At 69.9% G+C, this 12,166-nt stretch carries 10 protein-coding genes; 8 read left to right on the top strand and 2 right to left on the bottom strand.

From position 1 onward, the window contains the following. Window positions 1-10: 10 nt before the first annotated feature. The 7 genes from nadC to IEY78_RS21185 all read left to right on the top strand — a co-directional run bounded on the left by nadC (window position 11) and on the right by IEY78_RS21185 (window position 4,571). Window positions 11-1,075, top strand: coding sequence for a carboxylating nicotinate-nucleotide diphosphorylase (gene nadC / locus IEY78_RS21215; protein WP_189100611.1), 1,065 nt, complete (start codon window positions 11-13; stop codon window positions 1,073-1,075). 5 nt (window positions 1,076-1,080) lie between these two features. Then, entirely contained in the window at window positions 1,081-1,878 is a 798-nt protein-coding gene (locus IEY78_RS21210; RefSeq protein WP_189100609.1) for a type III pantothenate kinase, read from the top strand. Window positions 1,879-2,052: 174 nt separating this feature from the next. Next, the gene (locus IEY78_RS21205; RefSeq protein WP_189100740.1) at window positions 2,053-2,670 is read left to right on the top strand and encodes a hypothetical protein; all 618 of its coding nucleotides are present in this window, start codon (window positions 2,053-2,055) and stop codon (window positions 2,668-2,670) included. Between the two features lie 48 nt (window positions 2,671-2,718). Further along, a complete protein-coding gene (locus IEY78_RS21200; RefSeq protein ID WP_189100607.1) occupies window positions 2,719-2,898 on the top strand; it encodes a hypothetical protein in 180 nt (59 codons plus the stop codon). A gap of 170 nt (window positions 2,899-3,068) precedes the next feature. Continuing rightward, window positions 3,069-3,548, top strand: a complete 480-nt coding sequence (locus tag IEY78_RS21195; RefSeq protein ID WP_229700101.1) for a BlaI/MecI/CopY family transcriptional regulator — start codon at window positions 3,069-3,071, stop codon at window positions 3,546-3,548. A gap of 9 nt (window positions 3,549-3,557) precedes the next feature. Beyond that, entirely contained in the window at window positions 3,558-4,076 is a 519-nt protein-coding gene (locus IEY78_RS21190) for an amino-acid N-acetyltransferase (RefSeq protein ID WP_189100604.1), read from the top strand. A gap of 156 nt (window positions 4,077-4,232) precedes the next feature. Further along, window positions 4,233-4,571, top strand: coding sequence for a histone-like nucleoid-structuring protein Lsr2 (locus tag IEY78_RS21185; RefSeq protein ID WP_189100739.1), 339 nt, complete (start codon window positions 4,233-4,235; stop codon window positions 4,569-4,571). On the opposite strand, the gene IEY78_RS34570 is transcribed toward IEY78_RS21185, so the two are convergent. Further along, entirely contained in the window at window positions 4,502-5,182 is a 681-nt protein-coding gene (locus IEY78_RS34570; protein ID WP_444544921.1) for an SCO3374 family protein, read from the bottom strand. The genes IEY78_RS21185 and IEY78_RS34570 overlap by 70 nt on opposite strands. Before the next feature lie 498 nt (window positions 5,183-5,680). Between IEY78_RS34570 and IEY78_RS21180 the strand changes: the two genes are divergently transcribed. Continuing rightward, window positions 5,681-8,206, top strand: a complete 2,526-nt coding sequence (locus IEY78_RS21180) for an ATP-dependent Clp protease ATP-binding subunit (RefSeq protein WP_129294908.1) — start codon at window positions 5,681-5,683, stop codon at window positions 8,204-8,206. Window positions 8,207-8,295: 89 nt separating this feature from the next. On the opposite strand, the gene IEY78_RS21175 is transcribed toward IEY78_RS21180, so the two are convergent. Next, a complete protein-coding gene (locus tag IEY78_RS21175; protein WP_189100602.1) occupies window positions 8,296-11,538 on the bottom strand; it encodes an NACHT domain-containing protein in 3,243 nt (1,080 codons plus the stop codon). Window positions 11,539-12,166: the final 628 nt, after the last annotated feature.

The raw sequence follows: 12,166 nt of genomic DNA, 5'->3' as shown, positions 1-12,166 counted from the left end.
GAGCCACCCCGTGAGCAGCACCCGCGACGACCTTCCCCTCCTCCAGATCGGCGGGCCCGCCGGCGACACCCCCGGCGGTGGCTGCGGCGACGCCTGCGGCTGCGGCGGCGACGAAGGCTCGTACGAACTCGACCCGCTGAGCTGCGGCCTGGACCCCGATCTGGCCGCGCTGCTGGTGGCCGCCGGGCTCGACCCCGTGCAGGTCGAGGATGTCGCGCACCTCGCCCTGGAGGAGGACCTCGACCAGGGCGTGGACGTCACGACCGTGGCGACCGTCCCCGAAGACGCCGTCGCCACCGCCGACTTCACCGCCCGCGAGGCCGGCACCGTCGCCGGGCTGCGGATCGCCGAGGCGGTGCTGTCCATGGTGTGCACCGACGAGTTCGCCGTCGAGCGGCACGTCGAGGACGGTGACCACGTCGAGGCCGGCACGGTGCTGCTGAGCGTCACCACCCGCACCCGCGATCTGCTCACCGCCGAGCGCAGCGCGCTGAACCTCCTGTGCCGCCTGTCGGGCATCGCGACCGCGACCCGGCGCTGGGCCGACCTGCTGGAGGGGACCAAGGCCAAGGTCCGCGACACCCGCAAGACGACGCCGGGGCTGCGCGCCCTGGAGAAGTTCGCGGTGCGCTGCGGCGGCGGCGTCAACCACCGGATGTCGCTGTCGGACGCGGCGCTGATCAAGGACAACCACGTGGTCGCGGCGGGCGGCGTCGCGGAGGCGTTCGCGGCCGTGCGGAGCGAGTTCCCCGGGGTGCCCATCGAGGTGGAGGTCGACCGCCTCGACCAGATCCCGCCGATCCTCGCCCAGGGCGCCGACCTGATCCTGCTGGACAACTTCACGCCGGAGCAGACCCGCGAGGCCGTGGAGCTGGTCAACGGCCGCGCCATGCTGGAGTCGTCGGGCCGGCTGACGCTCGACAACGCCCGGCCCTACGCCGAGACCGGCGTCGACTACCTCGCGGTGGGCGCGCTCACGCACTCCTCGCCGATCCTCGACATCGGCCTCGACCTGCGCGAGGACGCCGACCACGCGGCGCTCGCCCCGGACGCCGCAGCGCGCGAGGACGGCTGACCGCCATGCTGCTGACCATCGACGTGGGCAACACCCACTCCGTCCTGGGGCTCTTCGACGGGGAGGAGATCGTCGAGCACTGGCGGATCTCCACCGATGCCCGCCGCACCGCCGACGAGCTCGCCGTCCTGCTCCAGGGCCTGATGGGGATGCATCCGCTGCTCGGCGACGACCTGGGCGACGGCATCGAGGGCATCGCCATCTGCTCCACGGTGCCCTCCGTGCTGCACGAACTGCGCGAGGTCACCCGCCGCTACTACGGCGACGTCCCCGCCGTCCTGGTGGAGCCCGGCGTCAAGACCGGCGTGCCGATCCTCATGGACAACCCCAAGGAGGTCGGCGCCGACCGGATCATCAACGCCCTGGCGGCCGTCGAGCTCTACGGCGGCCCCGCGGTGGTCGTCGACTTCGGCACGGCCACCACCTTCGACGCGGTCAGCGCGCGCGGTGAGTACGTCGGCGGCGTGATCGCGCCGGGTATCGAGATCTCCGTCGACGCGCTGGGCGTCAAGGGCGCCCAGCTCCGCAAGATCGAACTGGCCCGGCCGCGCAGCGTCATCGGCAAGAACACCGTCGAGGCCATGCAGTCCGGCATCCTCTACGGCTTCGCGGGCCAGGTCGACGGCGTGGTGCAGCGGATGGCGCGGGAGCTGGCCGACGACCCGGAGGACGTGACCGTGATCGCCACCGGCGGGCTGGCCCCGATGGTGCTCGGTGAGTCCTCGGTGATCGACGCGCACGAGCCGTGGCTCACCCTCATCGGTCTGCGGCTGGTCTACGAGCGCAATATCGCCCGCTCGTAGCGGCAGCGGCGGCCCACCGCCGCGGTTCCGCCGGCCGGTCCTCGCCGGCCGGCGGAACGCCGGGCGCGCGGTGGCGCGGCTCGCGGCCGCGCCACCGTTCACGAATTAAGCGGCTTTTGTCGAATTCGGTCGTAAAGTCGCCACATGCCAATGCCAAACGGAACCCGCGGCGGCATGGCGTTCAGCGCCGATGAGTTGCGTGTGCTCCGTCGCGCCCTCGCCCATGCCCTTGAGTCGACGTCCCACCCCGCACCGCTCCGGGCCCCCGTGCCCGAGTGGTCACAGGACATCCAGGAATATCTCCGGCTGGCCGAGGCGGTGGACGAGGCGGTCCGCGAAGGCGGCCGGCTGCGCGCCTTCCTCCTCGCCGACCTCACCCGCTACCGCGACGCCCTGCCCGGCTCGGCGGTCGGCTACCTCGCGCAGCTGACCGAGGCGCTGGCCGCCGGGCACGTCCCCGGCGCCGACGACCTCGCCGCCCTGCGCGGCCTCAGCGCCCGCCCGGCCACGATGGCCGAGTGCGCACGCCGCAAAGCCCTGCTGCACCACTGCGAGCAGCTGGCCGAGCAGTCCGTGCGGGCCAGGCTGCGCGCGCTCCCCGGCGGCCGCTCGCCGGTCCTCGACGGGCGCGAGCGCGAGCCCGACCGGGAGCCGAAACCGGAGCGCAAACCGGAACCCGCCCCCTCGCCGCGGCCGAAGACGCCCCGTCCCGACCGGCCGATCCCCACGCCGGGCGAGGTCTTCCCGCCCCGGCGGAAGCCGGCCCCGCCCCCCGAGAGCCGCACCGCCTGAGCGCTGCGTACTCTCGAAGGGTCACATTCCTGAAGGAGGCCGAACGGCATGGATTACGTCGCAGCGCTGCTCCCGCCCGTGGTGATGGCCGTGGCCTTCACCGCTCTGATCGTGACCATGGTCAAGAGCCAGGGCGGGGCGAACAAGTCCAAGGAGGACGCCGCCGTGGACGCCGTGCTGGCCCGCGCCGAGTCCGCCGCCCAGGAGCCCCGCGGCCAGGGCGCCTGACCTCCCGCCGCCTTTCGGCGGCCCGCACGCACGGTACGACCCGGGAAACACCGTCCCGGGTCGTACGTCCTTTTTCCGGCACAAACGCCACGAGATCAACGGGCATTCACGACATCTCCCACTATTGTTCTTGTGTGCCGAGACGCTTGGGTGATCTGGAAGACGCGGTCATGACGCGGGTCTGGGAGTGGAACCGCCCGGTCACCGTTCGAGAAGTCCTGGAAGATCTGCAGAAGGAACGATCGATCGCCTACACCACGGTCATGACCGTATTGGACAACCTCCACCAGAAGGGCTGGGTGCGCCGCGAAGCCGAAGGCCGCGCCTATCGATATGAGGCGGTCTCCACTCGCGCCGCCTACGCGGCCGCACTGATGAACGAGGCATGGTCCGCCAGTGACAACCCCGCGGCCGCCCTGGTGGCCTTCTTCGGCATGATGTCGCCGGAACAGCGACAGGCCTTGCGCGACGCCGTGCGGATGGTGGAAGTCGGCGAACCGGCGGACGGCGCGGAACACCAGGCACAACAGGTACAAGAGGCCGCGCCGACGGAAGAAGACCGGGCACAAGCCGCCCCGCGCACGGCCGGGGAAGCCGGACCCGCCGAAGGGGATGAACCCGGGGCGAACGCCACCGGCAAGGGGCGATAGCGTCCCCGCATGCCTCCGCATTCAAAAGGCCTCACCGTGCGCCGCGCCAGGACCAGCGATGTTCCGGCCGTACGCCACCTCATCGACGCCTACTCACGTGACGGGATCCTGCTCGACAAAGCCACCGTCACGCTTTACGAGGACATCCAGGAGTTCTGGGTCGCCGAGCGCGACGAAGACGCCGAGGTCGTGGGCTGCGGAGCACTCCACGTCATGTGGGAAGACCTGGCCGAGGTCCGCACACTGGCCGTGGATCCGCGCCTCAAGGGGTCGGGAGTCGGCCATCAGGTCCTGGACAAGCTGGTGCGCACCGCGAGCTGGCTGGGAGTGCGGCGCATTTTCTGTCTCACCTTCGAAGTCGACTTCTTCACCAAGCACGGCTTCGTGGAGATCGGCGATGCCCCGGTAGACGGTGATGTCTACAGTGAGCTGCTGCGTTCCTATGACGAGGGCGTTGCGGAGTTCCTGGGCCTCGAACGAGTGAAGCCGAACACCCTGGGTAACAGCCGGATGCTTCTGCACCTGTGAGGAGTGTTCTATGTCCGAATCGCTCCCCTATCTCATGGGTACGGAAGCATGCGTTCCCCGGTCTGCGGGCAAGTGAACCCTACCCAAGGGTTTGTGTTTTTCCCGGAAAAGCGGTTTGCTTTCCGTCGTAATCCGCATTCGATGAAAGGGAAACCGGTGGCACAGAAGGTTCAGGTTCTTCTTGTCGACGACCTCAACGGTGGCGAGGCGGACGAGACGGTGACGTTCGCTCTCGACGGCAAGTCCTACGAGATCGACCTCTCCGACAGCAACGCCGCGAAGCTTCGCGAGTCGCTTGCCGACTTCGTGAAGGCGGGTCGCCGTACCGGTGGCCGCGCTTCTTCCGGTCGTGGCAAGTCCCGTGCGGCGGCTTCCGGCGGCAGCCAGGACACCGCGAAGATCCGCGCGTGGGCGAAGGAGAACGGCTACAACGTCAATGACCGCGGCCGGGTCCCCGCCGACATTCGCGAGGCATTCGAGAAGGCCAACGGCTGATCGCCTCTCGCGCGGTCCGTTTGGGCATTACCAGCACGCAACAACCGGGCACGGTGGCACTCGGTGGCCGCCGCGCTCACGAGCCGTACGAGGTCGGGGGCGCCTCCGACGTCCCTGATTCCTGCTCCCGGCCCCGTGGTGGGCAGGGAATTCTCCGCCTCGTACCCGGGTCGGGGAGGTCGCACCCACCCCGCGGCCTCCCTCGCACCGAATCCGTATGACGGTGCTGGACCGGTGGGGAACGCGGGTGCGGGCATCCGGTCTCCGGTCCCACGCGCCGTGAGATCGGGCGCGAGCGCGCCCCACTCCAGCCATTCCAGGATTCCCGGGAGTTCCTCGGCGCCGCCGGCTGCGATGAAGATGAGCAATTTCGGCCGATTACCCGGCCGATTTCCGTCGCGTCCGGTCCGAAGCAGTGCCACCGGGCCGGTGCAGGGCAGCCGGCGGAGTACGGCGTACCCCGCATCGGCGGGCATCTCCAGGAGATCGAAGCGCAGCCCCGCCAGCAGTTCCACCGGTTCCCCTCCGGTGGTCGGCCAGCCCATTTCCTCCTCGTACCACCGTCGGACGGCGGCGAGGGGGCTGCGGGGGCGCGGAAGCACGCGGGCCATGCCCGGTGCAACTGCCGGAATGCCAGGAAGTTACGCTGTGTAGAGGTATGGATACGTTCCGTTTCCCCGTGCGGCGGGTGAAGGGGCATGCGGTGGCGTGCGGATGTTCGCCCGTAGCGGATGGAAGCGGCCCGCGCCGCATGGAGTGTCAGTGGCAGCGGGTAAGACAGTCTCAATGGGAAGAGACCGTGTGACCGGCGCCCGAGGCGATTCGCCCCGGCCGGTGGCCGACGGCGGACGGCGTGTCGGCACCCGGCGCGTTCGCCACGGGCGTAGTGGCAGAGGGCGTATATGCCTGGCCTGCGGGAACATCGTCTCGCACCATCGAGTTGGAGCAGATGTCAGCTGTTCGGCAGTAAATTTCCCCGCCGGAGCGGGGGTGATCCGGACGGGTGTCGGCAGTTGGAATGAGCTGTCCCGCCCCGCGGGACTAGCATGCGGAAGGACAGGGAGGGGACCGACCCCTAACTGCCTGACCGCTCTGAGGAGCGATTAACGATGTTCGAGAGGTTCACCGACCGCGCGCGGCGGGTTGTCGTCCTGGCTCAGGAAGAAGCCCGGATGCTCAACCACAACTACATCGGCACCGAGCACATTCTCCTGGGCCTGATCCATGAGGGTGAGGGTGTCGCCGCTAAGGCCCTGGAGAGCCTCGGGATTTCGCTCGAGGCGGTCCGCCAGCAGGTGGAGGAGATCATCGGGCAGGGCCAGCAGGCCCCGTCCGGGCATATTCCCTTCACCCCCCGTGCCAAGAAGGTCCTGGAGCTTTCGCTCCGCGAGGCCCTCCAGCTCGGCCACAATTACATCGGTACGGAGCACATCCTGCTCGGCCTGATCCGCGAGGGCGAGGGCGTCGCCGCCCAGGTCCTGGTGAAGCTGGGCGCCGATCTGAACCGGGTGCGGCAGCAGGTCATCCAGCTGCTCTCCGGCTACCAGGGCAAGGAGGCCGCCACCGCCGGCGGCCCCGCCGAGGGCACGCCCTCGACTTCCCTCGTCCTGGACCAGTTCGGCCGCAACCTGACGCAGGCCGCTCGCGAGACCAAGCTCGACCCGGTCATCGGGCGCGAGAAGGAAATCGAGCGGGTCATGCAGGTGCTGTCCCGCCGTACCAAGAACAACCCGGTCCTCATCGGCGAGCCCGGCGTCGGCAAGACGGCGGTCGTCGAGGGCCTGGCGCAGGCCATCGTCAAGGGCGAGGTGCCCGAGACCCTCAAGGACAAGCACCTCTACACCCTCGACCTCGGTGCCCTGGTCGCCGGCTCCCGCTACCGCGGTGACTTCGAGGAGCGCCTGAAGAAGGTCCTCAAGGAGATCCGCACCCGCGGCGACATCATCCTGTTCATCGACGAGCTCCACACCCTGGTGGGTGCGGGCGCCGCCGAGGGCGCGATCGACGCCGCGAGCATCCTCAAGCCCATGCTGGCGCGAGGCGAGCTGCAGACCATCGGTGCCACCACGCTCGACGAGTACCGCAAGCACCTGGAGAAGGACGCGGCCCTGGAGCGCCGCTTCCAGCCGATCCAGGTCGCGGAGCCGTCGCTGCCGCACACCATCGAGATCCTCAAGGGTCTGCGCGACCGCTACGAAGCGCACCACCGCGTCTCCATCACGGACTCCGCGCTGGTCGCCGCCGCGACGCTCGCCGACCGCTACATCTCCGACCGCTTCCTGCCGGACAAGGCGATCGACCTGATCGACGAGGCCGGCTCCCGGATGCGCATCCGCCGGATGACCGCGCCGCCGGACCTCCGCGAATTCGACGAGAAGATCGCCGATGTGCGCCGGGAGAAGGAGTCCGCGATCGACTCGCAGGACTTCGAGATGGCCGCGGGCCTGCGCGACAAGGAGAAGCAGCTCCTGGCCGCGAAGGCGAAGCGGGAGAAGGAGTGGAAGGCCGGCGACATGGACGTCGTCGCCGAGGTGGACGAGGAGCTGATCGCCGAGGTGCTGGCGACGGCCACCGGCATCCCGGTCTTCAAGCTCACCGAGGAGGAGTCCTCCCGGCTGCTGCGGATGGAAGACGAGCTGCACAAGCGCGTCATCGGCCAGAAGGACGCCATCAAGGCGCTCTCCCAGGCCATCCGCCGTACCCGTGCCGGCCTGAAGGACCCCAAGCGTCCCGGCGGCTCGTTCATCTTCGCCGGTCCGTCCGGTGTCGGTAAGACCGAGCTGTCCAAGACGCTGGCGGAGTTCCTCTTCGGCGACGAGGACGCGCTGATCTCCCTCGACATGTCGGAGTTCAGCGAGAAGCACACGGTCTCGCGGCTGTTCGGTTCGCCTCCCGGCTACGTCGGCTACGAAGAGGGCGGCCAGCTCACCGAGAAGGTGCGCCGCAAGCCGTTCTCCGTCGTGCTCTTCGACGAGGTCGAGAAGGCCCACCCGGACATCTTCAACTCGCTGCTGCAGATCCTGGAGGACGGTCGCCTGACCGACTCCCAGGGCCGGGTCGTGGACTTCAAGAACACGGTCATCATCATGACGACCAACCTCGGCACCCGGGACATCTCCAAGGGCTTCAACCTCGGCTTCGCGGCCCAGGGCGACACCAAGTCCAGCTACGAGCGGATGAAGAACAAGGTCAACGAAGAGCTCAAGCAGCACTTCCGCCCCGAGTTCCTCAACCGTGTGGACGACACGGTCGTCTTCCACCAGCTGACCGAGGAAGACATCATCCAGATCGTCGACCTCATGATCGCCAAGGTGGACGAGCGGCTCAAGGACCGCGACATGGGCATCGAGCTCAGCGGCGAGGCCAAGTCGCTGCTGGCCAAGCGCGGGTACGACCCGGTGCTCGGCGCCCGTCCGCTGCGCCGCACGATCCAGCGCGAGATCGAGGACGCCCTCTCGGAGAAGATCCTCTTCAGCGAGCTGCGTCCCGGCCACATCGTGGTCGTCGACGTCGAGGGCGAGGGTGAAGCCGCCAAGTTCACCTTCCGCGGCGAGGAGAAGTCCGCGCTGCCGGACGCCCCGCCGATCGAGTCCGCGACCGGAGGCTCGGGCCCCAACCTGAGCAAGGACGCGTAACCGCGCGCCGCGCGCACCTCTCGCACGGGAACCGCCCCGGAACCGTCTCTGACGGGCCCGGGGCGGTTTTCGTGTGCGCGGCGGGCTGTCTAGGGGCGGGGGCGGGGGTGGTGGGTGACTTCGAGGTGGGGAGGGAGAGGGGTTCCGGGCAGGGGCCGGAGGCTGGAGAGGTGCACCTCTTGGAGCCGGGGCAGAAGCGTCAGCGGAGCCAGGTCGACGGTGGTGTCGATCAGACCGATGAGCTGGAGTTTCTGCACTTCGGGGAATGCCGGAAGCGCCGTGGCCAATAGGTGGGAGAAGTAGGGCGCGGGACGGCGCGCAGTGTTGATGATGTTGAGGCTTCTCACCTGGGGGAGTTGGAGGCCGGCAGGCATGTGCAGAATGGCTCCGTCATCAAGGCCGAAGCCAAGCATTTCCAGCGAGGCGAGGGTGGTCAGTTCGCCCCACTGCTGTTCGCCGAAGCCATCGGTGAGGCACCGCAGCTGAATGCTGCGCAAGCCGGGCCAGCGGGCCAGGCCGGCGAATGCGTCGCCCAGCGGTTGACTGAGAGTCAGGTGTAGTAACCGTGCGTCGGCAGGGAGCGCGGCCAAGCCACGGGGTGGGAGCTGAGTGTTGAGCACCAGTCGACTTATGTGGTGCAGGCGAGAGAGCCCGCCCGGAGTCGGCTGAATCTTGCCGAGTGGTCCGGTGATGCCGAGCGAGCGAAGGGGAAGGTCTCTCAGGGGCGCGACGCTTTCGACCGCGGGACAGTCCCAGAGCGACAGCCACTCCAGAGCCGGGAACTCCTGGAGGAATTCGAGGTCGCTGATCTCAGGGTTCTCATCGAGGCTCAGGCCTTTGACCAGCTCCGGCACCAATCCGTCCAGGAGTTCACGAGCGGTGAAGGGACCCTGAACGGTGATACGGGGGCGGCCGCCGAGCGCCTTGAGCGCGTGCAGCTCGGAACGGGAGGCGGCGGGGACGAAGACGCTGCTGCGCAGGTGCTGAATGAACTCTCGGGCGTACCGGTCCGTATCGAAGAGCGACCATGAGAGGGCGAGTTGATGGTCGGCACTAGCGGAATGTTGGTGACGGAACCCTTTCATGACCTCCAGTGCCGCGTCCGAGCCGATGAGGGCGGCCGTGGCCACGACCTCTTGGGCCTCGTCGTCCGCCAGGCCCTCCGGGCCCGGTAGGAGTTCCAGGACCAGGGGGCCCACCGCGGCGAGCAGCCGGGACTCCTCGCGGGTGCGGGGCGGCAGGATCGCCCGGGCGCGGGTGTGCACCTCCTCGCGTACCTGCGGGTTCAGCTCCGTGGCGTGCTCCAGGCAGGCCATCGCGAGCAGATGGATGCGCAGGCGGGCGGCGTCATCGGTCAGGCGGTCGCCCGCGGCCAGCAATTCGCCGAGGATCTGCGCCCGTTCGCGCGGGCGCGCGTGGGCCACCGCCATCCGGATCACGTCCTCCCACTGGGAGTCCCCGGCGTGGGCCACCAGCAGCCCGATGTCCCCGTCCTCGACGGCGGCCTTGGCGCCGAGGTAGTCCTGGAAGGTCCGGTGGACGAAGTCGACCGAGCCGGGGGCCGGTTCGCGGAGCAGACCGCTGCGCAGCAGCAGATGGCGGAAAACCGCCGCCGCGTCGCCCTGGGCGGCCGCGGTGGGCACGGCCGGCAGCGCCTCGCCGACGATCCGCTCCGCCCGCTCCCGGTCGAGTTCGGTACGGCCGTTGCGGATCAGCCAGTAGGCGAGCCGCTGGAGGAGCTGGATCTGCGGCTCGTCGCTCAGCTCGATGCCCGTGGGGGCGCCCATGTCGCGTTCCCGGTCGCGGCGGGAGAGCAGCATGCCCAGGGCCGCGTCGTACAGCTCCTTGCGGCCGGTGGGCAGATAGCCGCGGCGGTCGCGGTGCAGGGCGCAGATCAGGCCGCACATGAGGGGGTTGGTGGCGAGCCGGGCGAGGTCCTGCTTGGTGTGGACGGCGGAGAGCAGGGACTGCTCGTAGGCGTCGAGGCGCTCGGGGTCGTCGGCGTCGCAGCGGGCCGCGGCGTGCCAGCGGCCGATGAAGGCGGCGACCTCGGTGCGGCTCATGGGGGAGAGCGTCAGCTCGCCGAAGCCGTCGGAGGCGAGCCAGTCGTCGCGTACGGCGGAGGGGCGGGAGGTGACCATCCACAGGTTGCCCGGGAAGGCGTCGAGCAGGTCGCGCAGCCAGCGGCGGGTCAGCTCGCGCTCCCGCTCGGGGATCTCGTCCACGCCGTCGACCAGCAGGAGCGCCCGGCCGGAGGCCAGTACGCGGTCCGCCCAGCCGGCCGGCTGCGATCCGGCGACCGGGCAGCCGACGGCTTCGAGGAAGCGGCCGGGGGCGGGCAGGGCCGCGCCCTCACGGGTGAGGGTGCGCAGGGGCAGGACGAACGGGACGCGGCCGCAGAGGTGGGCCGGGGCCGCCGCGCCGGGAGCCTTGGTGCAGGAGACGGCCAGCCACTGGACGAGGGTGCTCTTGCCGGAGCCGGCGACGCCGCGCAGCAGGACCCGGTCGCGCCCGGCCAGGGCCTGGTCGGCGGGGACGGGGAGCGGGGCGGCCGGGCCGGTGCGGGGGCCGTACTCCTCGCCCCAGGGGGTGCCTCGGGGTGCCTCGGAGGCCGGGGGCGCGGTCGCCTCCAGGCTCAGATACGCCGCGTCGAGCGGCCAGCGGTCCGGTGAGTGGGCGAGGTCGATGCCGTAGATGGTGAGGCGGCCGTGCTTGCGGGCGACGTAGGTCAGGTAGCCGCGCTCGAAGGCGGCGTCCGCGGACCGCGGGGACGGGTGCCGGGCGAGGAACTCGTCGATGAGCGTGATCAGGCTGTCCAGGCTTCTGCTCTGCTCGACCAGGGTGCGGGCCACGAAGGCCGACCGCTGGGTGAAGAAGTGCACGATGTGCAGGCAGGCCGTGCCGAGCAGGGTGCCGTGCAGCAGCGCGCCGTCCCGGGAGAGGCCGCGGACGGCCTGCGGGCTCGCCGCCTCCAGGCGCTCGGCGAGGGCGGTGGCGCCCAGGCGGACGGCCTGGACGTCGTCCATGTCGAGGGTGCCGAGGCCGCGCAGCGTGGTGGCCAGGGCCTCGGCCACCGCCTGCTCCTCGTCCGCGGCCACGGGGCGCTCGCCGGGCCCGGCGGCGCGGACGGCCCGGGCCACCAGCTCGGCCGCGATCCTGTGCAGGTCCTGGTCGGAGAGGGTGCGCCGCTCGCCGGTGAAGCTGACCAGCCCGGAGATCCGGACCGGCTTCGCCACCAGGCCGGCGCCCGGCCCCTCCTTGACGAAGAGCTTCCTGACGAGGGGTGCGACCACGCCGGAGGCGAGTCGGACACCCAGTGCTGACGGGTCCATCGTGCGGTCCGCCCTCCCCCGTGGCCGGTGCTGTCGTCCGTGGCCGGTGCTGTCTCCCGTCCGGTCAGGCTAGGGCGGCCGCGGGGGCGGCGGGGCGGGGTTCGGCCAGGTGCCGGTGCGGGGTGCGGCGGCGCGGGGCGGAAAGCTGTGGCGCCGGTCACGGAATTCGTCTCCGTATTGCCGGGTGAATTGCTTTCCGGCGGGTCGCGAGTAACCCGCGTCACAGCATTTCGAGTAGCCCAGGTCACAGCCGAAAGGCATTTGATCTTGCCTATCGGTGACATGGCGCACAGGCGATGTGGGCCCTACTAAAAGTATTAGGGGATGCCGGGGGCGGTGCTTCGGGGGGTTCGGCGGGCGCGGGTGCGAGGGGAGGGCGAGGTGGGGGTGGGGTTGGGGGTCGCCCGTGCAATGAAGGGGTAAAGGGCCAGCTCAGACGGGTCGTGTGAGGCCTCGGCCGTATCCGAGATGTCCTAATTTGGTGGTTTCGTGCGGTGTTCGGGCGCGGGGTCAAGAGCGGGATTCGACCGGCCTTCGGTACGGGCCCGGTTAGTAGAAAGGCCCCTTGGCGGGGCGGCGCAGGCGGGTTACCAAGGAATGGCAATCCCGGTCCGCAGCCGGGAAGCCA

The organism is Streptomyces kronopolitis, assembly GCF_014646275.1.
Classification (GTDB): Bacteria; Actinomycetota; Actinomycetes; order Streptomycetales; family Streptomycetaceae; genus Streptomyces; species Streptomyces kronopolitis.
The sequence above is the reverse complement of the archived record's forward strand: the minus strand, read 5'-3'. Positions and strand labels throughout refer to the sequence as shown.

Bases quoted from the DNA above. Each gene is read 5' to 3' on its own strand.
- IEY78_RS21210 (WP_189100609.1), top strand. From the start codon at position 1,081: ATGCTGCTGACCATCGACGTGGGCAACACCCACTCCGTCCTGGGGCTC.
- IEY78_RS21205 (WP_189100740.1), top strand. From the start codon at position 2,053: ATGGCGTTCAGCGCCGATGAGTTGCGTGTGCTCCGTCGCGCCCTCGCC.
- IEY78_RS21200 (WP_189100607.1), top strand. From the start codon at position 2,719: ATGGATTACGTCGCAGCGCTGCTCCCGCCCGTGGTGATGGCCGTGGCC.
- IEY78_RS21195 (WP_229700101.1), top strand. From the start codon at position 3,069: ATGACGCGGGTCTGGGAGTGGAACCGCCCGGTCACCGTTCGAGAAGTC.
- IEY78_RS21190 (WP_189100604.1), top strand. From the start codon at position 3,558: ATGCCTCCGCATTCAAAAGGCCTCACCGTGCGCCGCGCCAGGACCAGC.
- IEY78_RS34570 (WP_444544921.1), bottom strand. From the start codon at position 5,182: ATGGCCCGCGTGCTTCCGCGCCCCCGCAGCCCCCTCGCCGCCGTCCGA.
- IEY78_RS21180 (WP_129294908.1), top strand. From the start codon at position 5,681: ATGTTCGAGAGGTTCACCGACCGCGCGCGGCGGGTTGTCGTCCTGGCT.
- IEY78_RS21175 (WP_189100602.1), bottom strand. From the start codon at position 11,538: ATGGACCCGTCAGCACTGGGTGTCCGACTCGCCTCCGGCGTGGTCGCA.